General features: G+C 52.3%; 10 protein-coding genes. 5 read left to right on the top strand and 5 right to left on the bottom strand.

Going from position 1 to position 17,860, the window contains the following annotated elements; all coding sequences use genetic code 11:
* Positions 1-17: 17 nt before the first annotated feature.
* The 3 genes from B036_RS29365 (at position 18) to B036_RS0113805 (ending at position 3,851) form a co-directional block, all read left to right on the top strand.
* Complete coding sequence (locus B036_RS29365) at positions 18-755, top strand: prolipoprotein diacylglyceryl transferase family protein (RefSeq protein WP_020569312.1); 738 nt, start codon at positions 18-20, stop codon at positions 753-755.
* Positions 756-988: 233 nt separating this feature from the next.
* Positions 989-2,401: a radical SAM protein gene (locus tag B036_RS0113800; RefSeq protein WP_020569313.1), complete on the top strand. Its 1,413-nt coding sequence runs from the start codon at positions 989-991 to the stop codon at positions 2,399-2,401.
* A gap of 286 nt (positions 2,402-2,687) precedes the next feature.
* Positions 2,688-3,851, top strand: a complete 1,164-nt coding sequence (locus B036_RS0113805) for a cytochrome c biogenesis protein (RefSeq protein ID WP_020569314.1) — start codon at positions 2,688-2,690, stop codon at positions 3,849-3,851.
* A gap of 75 nt (positions 3,852-3,926) precedes the next feature.
* On the opposite strand, the gene B036_RS0113810 is transcribed toward B036_RS0113805, so the two are convergent.
* The 5 genes from B036_RS0113810 to B036_RS0113835 all read right to left on the bottom strand — a co-directional run bounded on the left by B036_RS0113810 (position 3,927) and on the right by B036_RS0113835 (position 13,484).
* Positions 3,927-4,973: an OmpA family protein gene (locus tag B036_RS0113810; protein WP_020569315.1), complete on the bottom strand. Its 1,047-nt coding sequence runs from the start codon at positions 4,971-4,973 to the stop codon at positions 3,927-3,929.
* A gap of 371 nt (positions 4,974-5,344) precedes the next feature.
* Positions 5,345-6,808, bottom strand: coding sequence for a RagB/SusD family nutrient uptake outer membrane protein (locus tag B036_RS0113820; protein WP_020569317.1), 1,464 nt, complete (start codon positions 6,806-6,808; stop codon positions 5,345-5,347).
* Between the two features lie 20 nt (positions 6,809-6,828).
* Positions 6,829-9,813 carry a SusC/RagA family TonB-linked outer membrane protein gene (locus B036_RS0113825; RefSeq protein ID WP_020569318.1) on the bottom strand — a complete coding sequence of 995 codons (2,985 nt, stop codon included), beginning with the start codon at positions 9,811-9,813 and terminating at the stop codon, positions 6,829-6,831.
* Positions 9,814-10,135: 322 nt separating this feature from the next.
* Positions 10,136-11,761, bottom strand: a complete 1,626-nt coding sequence (locus tag B036_RS0113830; RefSeq protein ID WP_020569319.1) for a DNA polymerase/3'-5' exonuclease PolX — start codon at positions 11,759-11,761, stop codon at positions 10,136-10,138.
* Between the two features lie 328 nt (positions 11,762-12,089).
* Complete coding sequence (locus B036_RS0113835) at positions 12,090-13,484, bottom strand: GEVED domain-containing protein (RefSeq protein WP_020569320.1); 1,395 nt, start codon at positions 13,482-13,484, stop codon at positions 12,090-12,092.
* A gap of 315 nt (positions 13,485-13,799) precedes the next feature.
* On the opposite strand from B036_RS0113835, the gene uvrC reads away from it, so the two are divergent.
* A complete protein-coding gene (gene uvrC / locus B036_RS0113840) occupies positions 13,800-15,617 on the top strand; it encodes an excinuclease ABC subunit UvrC (RefSeq protein WP_026231973.1) in 1,818 nt (605 codons plus the stop codon).
* 156 nt (positions 15,618-15,773) lie between these two features.
* The coding region (locus tag B036_RS0113845) for a hypothetical protein (RefSeq protein WP_026231974.1) at positions 15,774-17,860 on the top strand (2,087 nt) is incomplete at its 3' end.

A 17,860-nucleotide genomic window follows, 5' to 3' on the forward strand; every position in this document is an offset into this window, starting at 1 on the left:
ACCAGATACCTCGCATTATGTTTCCTTTACCCGCCGCACCGCTGATTCATACCGTCCTGGAAACCCTTGGAATCGTCATCGCGCTGGGGTATTACCAAAGGTTGCGGGCTAATATCGAAGACCCCATTTCAGATGCCCACCGGATGAGCCTCCTCATCGCCGCTACTTTTGGCGCTTTTGCTGGCTCCAGGCTGTTGGGTGGGTTGGAGTCACCATCCTTGTTTTGGGGCGGCGGCGGAGCCGCCGGCTGGCTGTATTACCTCCAGGCGAAGACCATTGTTGGCGGACTGCTGGGCGGTTTATGGGCGGTGGAATCGACCAAATATATCCTGGGCATAAAATCACGATCCGGTGACGTGTACGTTTATCCGCTATTACTGGCCATGATCATCGGCAGGGTGGGGTGCCTGGCGATGGGGGTGGACGAACCAACTTTCGGGTTGCCCACAGCATCCTGGCTGGGTATTGATCTCGGAGATGGTCTCCACAGACACGCTACCGCACTTTACGAAATTATCTTTCTCGGCATATTCTGGTTAGTGCTTCGTTGGTTGGCCGTACACCGACAACTACGCTCCGGCCGCCTTTTCATGCTCTTCCTGAGCGGTTACCTGAGTTACCGTTTCCTGATTGGCTTCCTGCAACCCCGTACCCTCGTAGGGGGACTGGGCATGATACAATGGGCTTGCCTGTCAGGGCTGGTTTGGTACCTTATTGATGAATGGGCATCCACCCCGGACCTCGAAGTGTCCTGAAGGAACCTTCGAGCTTCCGGCTGAGGCCACTGCTCCCTTACCCTCTACCCTGCACCTGCGGCCTCGCCTGATTAGTTAAAGCGTCAGCTAATAACCTCCCCGTTTTTTCCTACCTTTCTTCCCATCTGTAGCTTCAAGTTTCAGCTGCTGAAAACTTTAAGCCGGGGTTTCTTCCCTCTCTTGTTCCCTTACCTTTTTACCCCCTTATTTACTTATCCCCTTACCCCTTTATTATGCCCCAAGGACGCTACACTTACTACGATTTTACCCTAAGCTTATGCCCGCAATGCCTGGCAAGGGTGGAAGCCAAGATTGTTTTTGAGGACGGTAAAGTCTGGATGCGAAAACGCTGCCCAACGCACGGTTTACAGCGTGTTCTGATTGCTACGGATATCGAGTATTACAAACGCATCCGAAACTACAATAAGGCCTCAGAGTATCCCAACAGTTTCCATACCCCGGTTACCTGGGGCTGCCCCTTCGACTGTGGACTTTGTGCCGATCACGAACAGCACAGTTGCCTTACGGTCCTGGAAATAACGGACCGGTGTAACCTGAGCTGCCCAACTTGCTACGCTGAAAGCGCACCCGACCACGGAGACCACCGGACGCTGGAAGAAGTAGAACGAATGCTGGATGCTATCGTGAGAAGTGAAGGGGAGCCGGATGTCGTTCAGCTCTCCGGAGGAGAGCCCACCATTCACCCGCACTTCTGGGAAATTATGGACATGGCCAAAGCCCGGCCAATTAAACACCTGATGTTGAATACGAATGGCTTGCGAATTGCCAATGACCCCGGCTTCGCCGAACGGCTGGCCGCTTACCAGCCTGATTTTGAGGTTTATTTGCAGTTCGATAGTTTTCGCCCTTCCGTCCTGAGTTGCATGCGGGGAAAAGACCTGACTAAGGTGCGGGAAAAAGCCCTTGCTAACCTAAACCGGGTGGGACTCTCAACCACCCTGGTCTGTACGCTGCAACGTGGCCAGAATGAGGATGAAATGGGAGAAATTATTGAGTACGCGCTCAAACAGGACTGCATCCGTGGCGTAACTTTTCAACCTACACAGGTGGCCGGTCGATTAGAAAATTTCGACCCCGCCACCGACCGGCTAACGCCCACCGAAGTACGCCAGCGAATCCTGGACCAAACTCCCATCCTGAACGGTAATGACCTGATTCCCGTGCCCTGTAACCCGGATGCCCTGACTATGGGCTATTTACTGAAACTCGAAGGCGAAGTATTCCCCCTCACCCGCTACATCGACCCATCCGCATTGCTGGACAACACTACGGCCAACACGATCGTGTACGAGCAGCAGGATGCCGTACACCAACAACTATTAGGCTTGTTCAGTACCGGATGTAGTGTTGACGTTGCCCAGGAAGGGTTCCATGAACTGATGTGCTGTTTGCCACCGGTAAAATCAGCAAGTCTTGGTTACGGCAACCTCTTTCGGATCATCATCATGAACTTCATGGATGCCTACGATTTCGACGTACGGTCGGTGAAGAAAAGCTGTGTCCATATGGTGCAACCCAACGGCCACATCATTCCCTTTGAAACGATGAATTTATTCTACCGGTCAGCGGTACAACGCGCTCACCTGCAACAGCTTAGGGCGGAGATTACGCCGGTGCTGCAGTAGTCGTAAGTATTGCAACGCTGTAACACCTGCAACTACTGCAACAGGAGCGCCAGCGAATTACTGCAACAGGAGCGCCAGCGAATTACTGCAACAGGAGCGCCAGCGAATTACTGCAACAGGAGCGCCAGNGCAACAGGAGCGCCAGCGAATTACTGCAACAGGAGCGCCAGCGAACTACTGCAACAGGAGCGCCAGCGAATTACTGCAACAGGAGCGCCAGCGAATACTGCAACGAGCCCCCTTCGTCATCCCCAAATCATTTTACACCAATGACTTACAGCAACTTTTGCCCATCCATCCCGCCACGGATTACCTTTACCCCATGGAAAAAATGATGCGGAAAAACTGGTGGAAGATTTTGGGCGCCCTGCTCGTCATGTACGGACTGGTCGCCGGTCTGCTGGTACCGCTCAAGCCGAACCTGGTCAGCGTTTCTCCCCGCATTGCCGAGCTGGGGCAAACGGTAACGCTGGAGGTAGTGGGTTATAACACTTCTTTTGGCGCGGACGCAGGTGCCGTCAAGGGATGGTTAAGAGCAGGGGACGAACTTAGCATCGTTGCCAGCAAAGTAGAGGTGTGGGATGATCGCCGGGCAACCCTGACTTTCGATCTTCCGCCTCACCTGGCCGACCCAACGCTGGACAAGCAAACTTTTCCCATCATCATCAACAGCCCCGCCGATGGCGCCTTCGTTGACCCCATCGGCCTCACTGTCCGCCAGGAATTACCCGCCGCCACCGTGGAAGCCGCCGAAGCCCCCTGGCGGGTAACGGCCTTGAAAAAAGGTGACCTGTCGGCGACCCCACGAACCACCTTTCCGTACCGGGGGCACCTTGCCGAAACCATCCGCAACATCTATTTCCACGTCAGCCTGTGGTTCGCCATGATGTTTGTCTTCATTGCTGCCGCCGTCTACGCCATCAAATACTTGCGCCGTTCGGGCAAAGTGAGCGATGAGCTTCCCGATGTCGTTTCTCTGCGGGACAAGGCCGATTATTGGTCCGTTTCTTTCACCAGCGTCGGTATGCTCTTCGGCGTACTTGGCCTGGCCACCGGTGCCGTTTGGGCCAAATATACCTGGGGCAGCTTTTGGAGTTGGGACATCAAGCAATTCACCACCCTGATCGCCCTGTTGATCTACGCCGGCTACTTCGTCCTTCGCGCAAGTTTTCCCGATCCGGAACAGCGCGCCCGCCTGGGCGCAGCCTACAACATCTTTGCCTTCGTCTGCCTGATTCCACTCATCTACATCCTGCCAAGGCTTTCCGGTAACTCGCTGCACCCCGGCGCAGCCGGTAACCCCGCCTTCGGCGGCGAAGACCTCGACAATACCATGCGCATGGTCTTTTACCCCATCATCATCGGCTGGACTTTGTTCGGCTTCTGGATGGCGGGTGTAGCCTACCGGGCGCGCTTGTTGCGAGAACGGATGCTTTTGAAGGAGCATTAGTAAGCGTTAACTGCAACGCACCGCAGGCGTTCTGCAACCGGAGCGCAGCGACCCTGCAAAAAGGCGCACAGCGACCTAATGCTCAATCTCCACACCAGTAACCCGAATCTCTACTCGTCGATTTTCCCGCATTTCCATTTCTGTTCTGGCATTAGGGTTAATCATTTCCCAATTGGAATAGCCCTTATAGGTCATCCTGCCAGGGTCTATGCCAAATTCTACGAGAAATTCATAGATGGTCTTGGCTCGGTTGTGGGCAAGGTTAAAGGACCAGCTGCCGGGGCCTTCCGGGCCACCGGGCCGGTTAACGTGTCCGGCAATTTCGATTTGCAGATCAGGGCTGCTGCGCATAAAGAGGAGCAGGCGGGGTAGGGCAGGGAAAGATTCTTTGAGCAGGTTGGTTTCATTACCGACAAAATAGAGATCATCTACTGCCATCTTACTTCCTACGGTCGCTGGCCTCAGTTTGCTGACCAATGGCGAAGAGGATGGTTTGCTTTCTGAAAGAACGATAATCTCACTATCGAAAAAATGGTCTTTGGCATAAATGTCGAGCCTAACCCCAATGTCTAGCGGTAGCATGAGCTCATAGAAGCCGTTTTCGTTGGTTTTCACGGAGTCTTTAAGGTAGCGGCTCCGGGCGATGGCCACGCCACCCAGCGGGCGGCCCTCCGGGTCCGTAATGCGCCCGCGGAAGCGGGCGTACCGCTTGGGCAGGCCAGACCGGAGTAAGACGCGTCGGTTGCGCCACTCGCGCTGGTTTGTATTAACCTCCAGTCGTTGTTCTCCAAAATGGCGTATCTCAATGGCTGCCTCGGGCCAGCCGGAAGACAGGGCAGCATTGAGGACCGTTTCAGAACGTCGGCGGGCCAGCCTGTCGTTGGCAGCGTCAGAACCTACCGCATCCGTATGGCCTTCCAGATACAGCTCCAACTCGCCGGGCCGGTCAGCGACCAGATTTTTCACGGCTCGGCGTGCTTCTTTGGTGAGTTCCGAACTGCCAAAGTCGAAGTAAATCGTATCCGTCCGGTGCACCTCTACGCTGTCTACGTACCCCACTACCTGAGCCGCAGCGCTTAGCCCGGGTAACAGTAAGACAAGCAAAAACAAAGAACGGAACATGTGGTAAGAAGGGACTGGTTTGGTAATATAATGATTCGAACCCACAAAATGGATGCGTGCCAGCCAGATTTTAACACTGCTCCTTAAGTCCCTTGCCTTGCATCCTGCGTCCGCGCCCCGATTATTTTTGCTAAGATTCCCTTATGCTCACGTTGCAGATATCCTTAAGAATTATGGTCTCCAACCCCTGCAACCCCTGCAACTACTGCAACCCCTGCAACAGGAAGCGCAGCAACTCCTGCACCCCCTGCAACAGAGAGCGCAGCGACTCCTGCAACGGGAGCGCAGCGACCCCAGAAACAGAAAGCCCCCTTCCACAAACGTGAAAGGGGGCTCAATCGCTAAATTACTAGCTCAGGAAGAAGGCTGGATTAGTATCCAGGATTCTGCACAAGCATAGAGTTAGCATCAATTTCCCGCTGTGGAATTGGGAAGATCAGTACGTCAGCATCGAAAGCAACACCACGTACGTCACGCATCAGGCGACGAAGATCGTGAAGACGGTTACCTTCAAAGGCAAGCTCTACACGACGCTCAAGAATAATGGCTTCGATAAGTGCATCAGCGTTAGCGAAATCACCGATTTCGTAGCTTACGATAGCGCTTGCATCACTTTCAACACCATCAGCATCCACCAGGCGAATTGCCCGGGTACGGATTGCGTTGAGCAAATCCAGGCTTGCCTGAGTCACTCCATTCTGACGTGCAAGCGCTTCCGCCCGCATCAGGTAGAAAGTAGCCAACCGGTTCAGGATAAGGTCATCCGCATTGTTGGTGAAGTCTTCGTACTTCTCAATGTTGAAGAGGTCTGCAGACGTCAGGTTCTTAACACGCAGATCAACCAAGGTGCTGCCTGCGGGAGCTTCAGCCTGCTGGGAAGCAGGGATGATGGCGCCGTAGCCATTATCCTTCAGGTCCGTGTTAATGACTACGTCACCGCCACGTCCGTTGATGTGGTGGAAAGTAGCCAGGGAACCGTTCACGCCGGGATTATCCTGCGTCGTACTAATGACGGCAAAAATTTCCTCAGAGCTACCTTCAGAGACGAAGGGATCTTCGGGGTTTGGCGTCAGCGCGTAGCCAGCATCAATCACCTGACCAGCAAGTGTTGCTGCCAGTGGGTAGTTACGTTGCTGGAAGGCAATCTCTGCCAGGTAGGCAGTAGCTGCAGTAGCGTTTGCACGGCCACGTTGGCCAGTGGCATCAAGCAAAGAAGCGGCAGCAGTAAGGTCAGCAATCGCTTGTGTGTAAGCATCCGCAACGGTATTACGTACTGGGAAGGTAATGTCAGTAGATTCGTCAACGGCAGAAGTAACAACCGGAATACCCAGGTCACTGGAGCTGTTAGGGCCCCATGGCTTACCAAAGTAGCGAACCATTTCGAAATGAATCATTCCACGAAGGAAAAGTGCTTCACCACGAAGTTGGTCTTTGAGCGCTTGCGTCAGCGCAGCGTCTTCAACGATGTCAACACCCTGAATGACCAGGTTGGCGTGGTTGAGGGCCAGGTAACCCTGTGCCCACATACCGCCAACTTCACCATTGGCAGCATCGAGCTGACGGTTGAACATGTCGATGTAGCTGGGGAAGGACCCCCGCCACTCGGCGTTATCAGAAAGAACATTGGCGTTGATGGCGAAGCCTGTAGCTCCGAGGTCGGAACTTTGCAGGGCATCATAGGCGCCAATCATTGCTGTTTGTAGTCCGGCGGCGTCCGAAAAGGCGGCGCTGGAGGGAAGTGACTGAGCTGGTACCAGCTCAGTAAGAAAGTCTGTACAGGAAGCGCCCAGAAAAAGGACGAACGCAGCCAGTACGGTTATTTTCAAGCTTTGCATAATTGCAAGGTAGTTTTGAATTAGAAGTTAAGGTTAAGGCCGAAAGTCACCGCTTTGGTCTGCGGACGGCTGAAGAAAATATCACCCTGTACATAGCCGTTGACGTCCTGGCCACTGGCTTCGGGGTCGAGGCCGGCAAAGTCAGTAAACGTCAGGAGGTTCGCACCACTGAGGTAAACGCGGGCAGAGCCTCCGTCTTTGCCCAGTCCGTCAAACGTGTATCCGAGCTGAACACTACGCAGGCGCATGTAGTCGGCATCAGAAAGGTAACGGGTAGAGTGCTGGCCACCGTTCTGAACACCCTGACGGGCTTCCGGTACGTTGGTGATGGTATTGTCCGGAGTCCAGGCAGCGAGCTGAGTCGTCCGCTGGTTCCAGGTAGCACCGAGATTGTTCTCCACAAAACGACCTTCGTTGAGGTAGAGTTGATGACCAAGGGCGACTTGGAAGAAGAAGCTGAAATCGATTTTCTTGTACTTCAGGCTGCTACCAAAACCACCAGAGAAGTCAGGCAGCGGGTTGCCAGCAATGATCCGAGCGTCTCCGCCTGGGTATGTTGGAGTATTTTCTCCATTTTCATCTGTGAACAAAGCATCTCCATTTGCGGGGTCTACGCCAGCGTAAGGGATGATGTAGAAAGATGCGATGGGCTCTCCTACCCGGACGATTGAGCGGCCAGAAGTAATGTCATCAGGGTCACCGTCACCGTTGTTATCCACAAGTTCCTTCACTTCGTTAGACAGCGTTGCACCGTTAACGTTGAAAGTCCACTGGAAATCAGGCTTGTTGATCAGGTTGAAATTCAGGGAGAATTCAACACCGGTGTTCTGGATCTCTCCAGCATTCAGGGTCAAAGAGCTGATACCGTTAGTTTGCGGCTGAGGGACTGCAAGCAACAGGTCAGAGCTTGTCTTGTTATAGAAACCTACGGTACCGTCGAGGAAACCACTGGCAAGCGTAAAGTCAAGTGCTACGTCAAAAGTGCGGGCATTTTCCCAGGTCAGTTCCGTGTTTTCCAGCTGCGTGAGCAGGAAACCGGGCGTACCGTCGTAATCGTTGCCGAAGCCTACCAGACCTGCAGGAGCGAAGTTGCCAATACCGGCGTTGCCAGTAAGGCCGTAGCTGGCACGAATCTTCAGCTGGCTGAAGGGGGTGTCCAGATCACGAGCAATATCGTAAGCAGCAGAAACGGCCGGGAACAATCCGTAGATGTTTTCCCTACCGAAGCGTGAGCTACCATCGTAACGCGCACTGGCGTTGAAGAAGAACTTGTCGTCGAAGGAGTAAATGGCACGTGCCAGGTAACCTACGAAGCGGTAGCCGGTGTTGAAACCACCACCACCGGTGATTTCAGCAGCAGAGTTTAACGTAAGCAGACGATCATCGGCAAAGGTGTTACCATTGACGTTGAGGGTTTGCTGGAAGTTGTTCTGAACGGAAAAGCCACCGAGTACGTCAAGGGAAGAACGACCGAAGTCAAACAGGTAAGAAGCCGTATTGTCCCAGGTGTAGTTGAGTACTTCCTGGCTGTTGGCGCTACCGGTACCGCCGGAGCCGAAACCATCAGTTGTCAGGGAGCTGGACTTTTGCTGGTCCGTCAGACTCAGGAACTGGCTACCGAATTCACTGCGGAGTTTCAGGCCGGTAATTGGCTGGAACTCAACGAAGGTCTTTGCCAAAACCTGGTTGGTTGTCAGGCTGATGTTCTGTCCCTCGATGTTGATCAATGGCGTACCGGCAAACTGGGCGCGGCCAGTGCTCGTCCGGATGATGCCACCGCGGGTGTTACCGTTTTCATCAAATGGGTCCAGGTTAGGGAAGGCCAAGGCTGCGTAAGTCTGGGGAGACGCTACGTTGTTGTCCTCATTCTGGCGGTTGTTTACCGTACGGGTAGGGTTAAGGTTCAAACCAGCGCGCCACTTGTCGCCCAATTTGGCCTCTACGTTCATCCGCAGGCTGTAACGCTTCTGGTTGGTGCTTTCTACCCACCCATCTTCATCGCGGTAAGTACCGCCGATAAAGTAAGAGATGGTGTTAGTACCACCAGATACGTTGGCACTGGTTTCATGCAATTGGCCTTCGCGAGTAACGAGATCAAGCCATTTCGCGTCCGGCTCCGCAGCTGGGTCAGCGTAAATCTGAGCAGAGGCGGGATCGCCACCACGAGCCAGGAAGGCACGGTTCCAGTACTCAGCATACTGAGGGCCAGAAAGCAAGTCGTACTGGTTAGTGGGGTTAGTTAAACCAAAGTAAGTGTTGACGGATACTTTGGCCTTTTGGTTAAAACTACCTGTTTTAGTGGTAATGATTACCACACCGTTGGAACCACGTGAACCGTAGATAGCTGCCGAAGCAGCATCCTTAAGTACGTCAATGCTTTGGATGTCAGCAGGGTTAATGTTCACCAGCGGGTTAGTACCAGGACCACCCAGCGCTGCGCCTTCAATGTTTGCCTCCATGATCACACCGTCCACTACGAAAAGCGGCTGGTTATCACTGTTGATGGAACCAACACCACGCACACGGATAGAGGTCTGAGCACCAAGCGTACCGGAGTTAGAGTTAATGGTTACACCTGGAAGACGGCCCTGAAGCGCGTTTTCAAAGTTTGTAACCGGAACGTCTTTGAAAGCTTCGGTACCAACCGAAGCAATAGAAGTCGTTAACCGCCGACGAGTCTGCGTACCGTATCCGGTCACTACCACTTGTTCGAGTATGGTAGAGGCCTCTGACATGGTGATGCTGTAAACCGTCTTGCCAGCTACTACTGGAACGTCAAGCGTGGTGAAACCCGTGTAGGTAACCACCAGGAATTCCGCATTAGCCGGAAGGCTGAGGGTGAATTTACCGTCAATGTCGGTGACAGTTCCCGAGGAGGTCCCCTTAGCAAGGATTGACGCACCAATCAGCGTTTCACCGCTTTGATCCGTCACCGTACCGGTAATGGTTTGGGCCTGCAGAGTGGCAAAGCCACCCAGGATAAGGACCCATAATAATAGTCTCATTCTATGCATAGTTTAGGTTATAAAAAAAATAAAAATTAGTGTTGGACGAAGTCGCTAACACATTTCTGGAGGTTCAGTTTAAAAATGGATTTTTAGAATAGTTTGCATGCTAACGGTTGGCTAAACAAATATGTTCGACGCACTCGCGCTAAGAGCCAAACGGGAAGCTGACGCAGTCCGCTGCCTTAACAAGATTACAGTTGTAGGTAAATGTCGGCTGGCCGACATTTGCTCTTGCTGCGTAATGGGGAAGCGGGTTTTCATGAATGATTTTTTGCAAAAATAATAATGTTCTGGCTTTTTTTGGTCGTCGAACCAACCATTAAGGAGTAATGTCCCTCGCATTCCAGCATCCGGCTGCCGTCAGACCTCCTTTGCGGGCCGAAAGTACGCCATACCTGATATCATCTATACCACCCATTGAGTGAGCGTCCGGATTTATGCTGATGAGGACCCCACGTTTTACCGCGTAGGGTATCCAGCGCCAATCCATATCCAGCCGGTAAGGGTTGGCGTTAAGCTCGATTACGACCTGGTGTTCGGCGCAGGCATCGATGATGCGCTGATGGTCAATCGGATAGCCGGACCGACTCAACAACAGTCGGCCGGTAGGATGTCCGAGAATGGTGGTGTGCGGATTGGCAATTGCCTTGAGTAAACGCGCAGTAGCGGTTTCTTCGTCCATATTAAGTCCGGAGTGAATACTGGCAATGACAAAATCAAAACCTTCCAGTATTTCTTCCGGGTAATCAAGCGATCCATCGGTCAGGATATCTGATTCGATACTTTTAAAAATCCGGAATGGGGCGAGTTCCTCATTGAGCAGATCAATTTCGGCCCACTGTTCCCTAACGCGGTCGATAGAAAGCCCATCAGCATAAACGGCGGTTTTGGAATGATCGGAGATCACCAGATAGCCGAAGCCCTTATCCCGGGCAGCTTCCGCCATTTGCCGTAACGTATGGATGCCATCAGAGTAGGTAGAATGGCTGTGCACAACACCTTTTATATCGGTTGTCTCCAGCAGCAGGGGCAGTTTGCCGTTCCGGGCGGGAGTGATCCAGCGGTCGTCTTCCCGCAGCTCCGGTGGGATAGGAGGGATGCCGGCTTTTTCAAATAGGTCTGCTTCCGTAGCGAGGTCCTGAAAGTCCTGGCCAGGAAATTCGGCAACAAAGGCATTCAGAAACTCAGGAGCTCCGGTATGACGGAATTGCTTACTGCCGAAATTGGCCTTTTGGCAATGATGCAGGACAACGGGAAAGCCATCAATGGTTGCTCTGGTCAGGTCTTCCTGCGTAGCAATGTTTTCAAGGCCGGCTATTTCAGGCGCGGTCGCAGGTGCAAGGGTGGTGATTAAGGCAAGGTGGGCCAGGGTAGGGCAGGCGCGCCGTAGCGCGCCCGTGCGGGCAAAGCGTTCTTCCGGAAACTGTCGCTGCAATTGCTCGATCAGTGGTGTCGCCACCCGGTCCAACGTCCGGAAATGGAATTGGCCCTGGCTTCGCTGGTGGAATTCTAACTTCTCCCGCAGGGTCTCCTGGGTTTTTGCCCCGAAGCCCTTCAGTTCTATTAACCTGTTTTCATTAATGGCGTAGAGGAGCTGACCAACGGTGGTTACGCCCAAACCATCCCAAACGGCTTTTACTTTTTTTGGCCCGAAGCCACGGATCGTCAGCATTTCCTGAATGCCTTCCGGCGTCTGTGCTTTCCACTTTTCTAAGGTTTCCATCACACCGGTGGTCGCCAATTCATGAATCTTAGCGGCAATGGCCTTTCCAACGCCCTCAATCTGCTGTAGTTCCTCCTCGGTTTTACCCACCAGTGGCTCGTCCATCTTGCGCAGCTTATTGTAAGCTGAAGAGTAGGACCGGATTTTGAAGGGGTTGTCCTTATGCAACTCCATCAGTTTGGCGAGCGTGTTGAAGTGGCGGGCAATTTCGGGGTTGGTCATATCGGGTTATCCAGTTGTCTGGTTGTCGGGTTGTCCGGTTGGCGCGGCAAAGGTAGCATTTCGTGTCTTCTGTACGAAGTGCTTTCTGAGTACCACCCGTAACGCCGGCCTTGGGCCGGGTGGCGTCGCGTTACTGCTCAGGCGCAAAGCACCTTTAATCCCGACAATCCCGACAACTGGATACCTTAGGGCTATGCCCCGAGATTTCTCGGGGCATAGCCTACTCGCCCTGAACGTAAAGGAGTGCTGTGTTTTTGGAAAGGAAACTTACGTTGTAGTGTACTGGATAACCCGACAACTGGACAACTAGATAACCCGACACTCCCAACTACTTAACAACCACCCGCCGGGTCCAGGACGCACCACTTCCAGCACCAATGCCACTAAGCAGGTAGATTCCGGTCGGCAAATTACCAGGCAGGTAAGCCCGTGTCGTTCCGCGTTGGAAGGTTTTGACTAGTTGCCCCGACATATTCCGAAGCAACAGCTCATGATCCTCATCTTGCCCGGTAATGTTTATGGCTTGTCCGGCTTTTGCAGGATTTGGAAATATTTTGATGGGCGCACCGGTAATCGCTGTGCTTGAGTTTGTTGTTGCCGCAGACGCGATTAGCTGGCGGCGTTGTGCTGCCTCTCCGGGAATTATCTCTTCTACCGGCCGCGCAGAACCCAGTTCCAATTCCTGACCAATTATGTTGTTCCCTTCGGTCAGCAGTTCTCCTTGCTTAAAGCCTGGCCATGGGAACCAGAAATAAGGACGCAGGTAGACGCTGATGTCTTCCGTTTCGCCGTAGCCTCCACCACCACAGGGCGAAGTAGCGTAGCCGCCGTAGCGCATCACTACCCGTATGCGCGACCAGCCCCAGTAGGTGCCCGGAGAAGTAAAGTTGAAGCTGTTGCCGCCGTAGCCATGCCACTGGTGGAGTAATTCACCGCTGTCCGTAAAGTCGCCGTCGCCGTTTTTATCGATGTACACGCTCCAGTACTCCTGGTAGGTGAAGGAGAAGGAAAAGCCCGGGGCATAGCTCAGGTTGTAATTGGAGCCATGGTACAAGGTATTGCTTCCCGTTGGATAATTCCAGTTATACCCACCATCTGCACCCGAAGAATGATTGATGGAGCCGAGTTGAATATTACTGATGTGTTCGTAGTGAGCGTTACGGCTGGAGGAACAGTAGTTTTGTGGTTCTGCATCAATAGTCGTAACGGTGCCGTAACATAAGCCGACGTTGCCGCCGCCATCGGTTGCCGAAGCGGAGAAGGGATAACTACCAAAAGAATTGTTATCGGGTACCGTGATGTTGATGTCATCAATGGTCACGCAATTGTCCGTAATGCTTACCATGTCCTCAATATTGTAAGTTACGTTCTGATCAGGAGCAACCAGGTAATGCGTTTGGTCGGTACAATGGACCGAGGGAACTACCTTGTCTTCCACCAGGACACGTGACCAGCAACTATTATAACCGGATCTTCCGGAAGCAGTGAGGACTACATTATGGTAGCCCGGCCCTAGGTTCCTGTGTCCATTTAGGGAAAGACTGAAGCTAAAACCGTTAGTGTCGTACGAACCCGCATCGATCATTGCAGGCGTCAGCGTGATTGTACATGCATCGGCAGGCAGCGCCACATTGACATTTGAAGCGCATACGGCCACGGAGCCGGCAGTAAGTACGGTGGTCAGTAAGAAGGCAGGCAGGAGAAATAGGTAACGTAGCTTCATGATGGGTGGTTTTTCTTTTTATGGCGGGATTACAGCTTTTGTTACACGTTGCAGGATGTGATTCGAAAATGTTGCTTACACCAGTTACCTGAAGTATTGGGGCAGCCGACAAGTACTTCCACCGCAAAGCCGGAGACCGCCGCTGTCGCTCGGGCGCGGAGTGCCCTTTTCCGGGCAACCCGACAACACGGACAACTTGACAACCCGAAAACAGACTTCTTTGCTTCTTTCACCCCTTACGCTGCACCTGCGTCCCCGCCCGGAAAAAAGCAGAAAGCACCCAACGATTTGTTAGATAAGTTGTTACTTGCAACGATGACTACTGAAGACTTCCAAGCCATTGCCAGCACCGTACCCAAAGAGCCGGGGGTATACCGTTTCATCGGTCCCGACGATAGCATACTATACGTAGGTAAAGCTAAAATATTAAGGAACCGGGTGGCCAGCTACTTCGGAGAGCGTAAAGACCGGCTGCACCGTACCCGAATCATGGTTCGCAAAGCAGCCAGGATCGAATTTACCATTGTTGAAACAGAAGCGGACGCCCTCCTGCTGGAGAATGCCCTGATCAAGACCCTGCAGCCGAGGTACAATATTTTGCTGAAGGATGATAAAAGTTACGCTTACATCTGCATCAAAAAGGAACGCTTCCCCCGGGTATTTACCACACGAAACGTAGTACGTGATGGCAGTCTCTATTTTGGCCCGTATACCAAACACGGGCAAATGAAAGACATTCTTGCCCTCATCCGGCAGCTCTTTCAGCTACGCACCTGCACGCTGAATCTTAACGAAACTGATATCCTGGCCGGGAAATTTAAGGTCTGCCTGGAGTACCACATAAAAAATTGCAAGGGCCCCTGCGTAGGGGAAGAGACGGAGGAGGAATACAATGAGAAAATCGAACAAATAAAGAACATCCTGAAGGGGAATTTCGCCGAGGTGCGCCGCCATTTCGAAGGAGAAATGGCCCGACTGGCCGAGTCAATGGAATTTGAGCTGGCGCAGCAAATAAAGGACAAGCTTAAGTCCTTCAAAAATTACCAAAGTAAGTCACAGATTGTATCGACAACGGTGCGGGACGTGGACGTTTTTGGCCTGGCGATTGATGAGAAAGAAGCCTACCTCAACTACATCAAGATTGTCAACGGTGCCATCATTCATACCACGACCCAGGAGATCACGATGAACCTCGACGACGATGCGGAAAGCCTGCTGACTTATACCATTCCTGAAATCAGGGATCGGTTTAATTCTATTTCTACGGAAATTATCCTTGATGAGTACATCGAACTGCCCGGCGTAGAAGCGGAGGTGGTGGTGCCGAAGATTGGGGATAAACGTAAACTACTGGACCTCAGCATCAAGAACGCAAAGTATATGCTGTTGCAACGCAAGAAGCAGCGCATGAACAACGCCAATAAGGAGACGCCGGCGGAACGAATTCTTAAAACCTTGCAATCGGACCTGCAGATGGACCGGTTGCCGATGCACATCGAATGCTTCGACAACTCGAATATCCAGGGCACTAACCCGACGGCGAGTTGCGTGGTCTTCAAAAATGCTAAACCCAGTAAAAAGGATTACCGTCACTTCAACATCAAAACGGTGGTTGGTCCGGATGACTTTGCCAGTATGAAAGAGGTGGTCTTCCGGCGTTACCGGCGTTTACGGGATGAAAACGAGCCACTCCCGCAGTTGGTCATTATTGACGGTGGTAAAGGGCAACTCAGCCACGCGATGGAATCCATAGACGAGCTTGGGTTACGGGGTAAAATGGTAGTGGTAGGTATTGCCAAGCGCCTGGAGGAAATCTATTTTCCGGAAGACTCTGTCCCGCTGCACATCAACAAGAAATCCGAGTCGCTGCGGCTTATCCAGCAATGCCGGGACGAATCGCACCGCTTCGCGTTGCGCCACCACCGCAACCGCCGCAGCAATGCCATGGTTGGTACGGAGCTACACGAGATCCCCGGCATTGGGGATAAGACCGTTCAGCAGTTGATGGCGCACTTCGGCAGCCCCAAAAAAGTCAGGCAGGCTTTGGCTTCCGAAATAGCGGAGGTGACCAATCTGAGTACGGCCAAGAAGATTCAGGATTGGTATCGAAGTAAGGATATTTCAGGGGAATAATTTATCGGGAGACGGGTATATTCTTTGTTTTGTGGTTTATGTACGCTTTTGCTGTGTTAAAATACTAATTGTGTTGTACTTTGTGTCTGTTTAGACGCCCAATTATTTATGGGTGTGACCAGTTTACGTTTTTAATCTCAGAAGTAAGACGACGTTATGATGAAAATTTTACCCCTAGCGGGCCGGTTCGGCCTGTGCCTACTATTTGCTTGCGGGCTTACGAGCCTGGCGGCTCAGCCCATAAGTTTCCAGGAAATGTTCCCTACGGGTAACTTCAACTCTGGAACCTCTCCGGCTTCCTCCTCCATTGACATTCAGAATTTTACCCAACAGGTTGCTGGCTTTAGCCTGCAGGCTCCGGTGACTGGTAATACGCTGAATAAAATGATGACCGTTATTACCTCAGATCCATCCATGTTCCCCGCAATAGCGGAATGTGCCGATAATCTCATTGACTTCGAAGGTGTTGCAGCCGGAACTGTCAGAGGTTGCGATAACCCGGTGAACAGTGCCACCCCTAACCCTTGTTTCGCTCCAGGCGTTTTGCCTTCGGGTGTTTCTTTCGAAACCATCGGTGGAGGTGTATTTGTCCAGACTGGTGATGGTCTTACAGGACCCGGATCCAGCGACGCTTTCGGACCTGACCTGTTCGCTTCGTCTATGCAGATCGTTTTCGATCCAGGCATAGATGCAATTAGTTTCACGCTTTATGATTTTTTTGGCTCTCCGTCTGGGCTCGAGGTCAATGTATATAATGCTGGTAACATGTTGCTCACTTCTCAGGTTATTGTACCTGGCGCTGGCCAATTTGTCGGCATTACCACCATGGAGGACATTGGCCGCATCGAAATATTGGATATCGGTTCCTCCGCTCAGTTAATTGATGACTTTACCTTTTGTAAACAGGGCCCACAAGCAGTTTGCTCCGACGTTAGTGTACAACTTGACGCAAACGGTATTTACACTGTTACCGACATCTCCCAATTTGTAACGGCTACCGCCAGTTTGGGGCTGGATTCCGTCTACCTAAGCCGTACCGTATTCGGCTGCGCCGATGATCAGGATGGAATGACCGAAGTATTTGGTATCGCCCGCGACGATGCTGGTAACTTAGACAGTTGTATCTCCATCGTTACAGTAATGGATACTACTCCGCCAGTCGTCGATTGTCCAATGGATACGATTCTTTACGCAACTGAAGCTGAATGTTTTGCTGTATTTGAATTCGACGCTCCGGTCGGAACAGACAACTGTGCGCTGGAAACGATGAGCCTGATGTCTGACAGTCCGGATGATACCGATGACGAAGCCTTCGCTTTCGACATTGTTGTCCCTGCAGACGGAGAGGCGCTTCAATTTAATCGCCTTACCGTTCTTACTGATGTAGATGAGAGCGACCCTGATGACCTTAGCCCTCAGGGTACAGGTTTGGACCCCACAGCTTTTCGGGCTAATGTGTACGTCAAAGCTGGAACTAGCGTCGGATTTTATAGTGATGAGAGCGCCTGGACTTTGGTATCCACTGAAGTATTTCCTAGTGTAAATGACACAGATACCGACAGCCTGGTGATCGAATTACCGAGCCTTGTGGTAAATCCTGGTGATACCCTGGCTATCTACATCGCAAACTCGATCAGTGCTAACGACTTCACGACGTTCGATTTTGATTCCGATACACTGCAAGGAGTTGGTTTCCAACTCCTCAACGGCCGCGAATTTGATATGGACGAAGATGATGAGGACTTTACCAGTACTTCCCAGAACGGGCCGTCCTTTTTTGCGGGTATTCTTGAATACGGTAAAGTAATGGATGATGCCATTCAAATGAGTGGCCCTGCGAGTGGGGAAGAATTCCCGCTTGGAGAAACAATGTTGTCCTTCAGCCTCACCGATTTGGCGGGTAACGAAGGTATGTGTGAATATTCCGTTACGGTCCTCGATACCATCCGCCCCGTCATTGTCTGCGAAGCCATCACGGTAGCCATCGGTGCCGACGGCACCGCCATGATCGAAAACGACGATGCCGTGGTCAGTATCGACGACAACTGTGACATGGACCCTTCCGGTCCCTTCACCGTGGGTGGTCCCATTAACGGTCGCACCTTTGATTGTTCCTTCGTTGGCACCACCGTCCAGCGGACGGTCGTTGCGACCGACATGAGCGGTAACCGTGGCGAGTGTACTTACGACGTTACGATAGTCGATGAAATTCCCCCAACCCTCGAATGCCCCGCAGAACTGAC

The organism is Neolewinella persica DSM 23188 (assembly GCF_000373105.1).
GTDB classification, from domain to species: Bacteria; Bacteroidota; Bacteroidia; order Chitinophagales; family Saprospiraceae; genus Neolewinella; species Neolewinella persica.

Coding starts and splice junctions, on each gene's coding strand:
- B036_RS29365 (WP_020569312.1), top strand. CDS start 18: ATGTTTCCTTTACCCGCCGCACCGCTGATTCATACCGTCCTGGAAACC.
- uvrC (WP_026231973.1), top strand. CDS start 13,800: ATGACTACTGAAGACTTCCAAGCCATTGCCAGCACCGTACCCAAAGAG.
- B036_RS0113830 (WP_020569319.1), bottom strand. CDS start 11,761: ATGACCAACCCCGAAATTGCCCGCCACTTCAACACGCTCGCCAAACTG.
- B036_RS0113835 (WP_020569320.1), bottom strand. CDS start 13,484: ATGAAGCTACGTTACCTATTTCTCCTGCCTGCCTTCTTACTGACCACC.
- B036_RS0113810 (WP_020569315.1), bottom strand. CDS start 4,973: ATGTTCCGTTCTTTGTTTTTGCTTGTCTTACTGTTACCCGGGCTAAGC.
- B036_RS0113820 (WP_020569317.1), bottom strand. CDS start 6,808: ATGCAAAGCTTGAAAATAACCGTACTGGCTGCGTTCGTCCTTTTTCTG.
- B036_RS0113825 (WP_020569318.1), bottom strand. CDS start 9,813: ATGAGACTATTATTATGGGTCCTTATCCTGGGTGGCTTTGCCACTCTG.
- B036_RS0113800 (WP_020569313.1), top strand. CDS start 989: ATGCCCCAAGGACGCTACACTTACTACGATTTTACCCTAAGCTTATGC.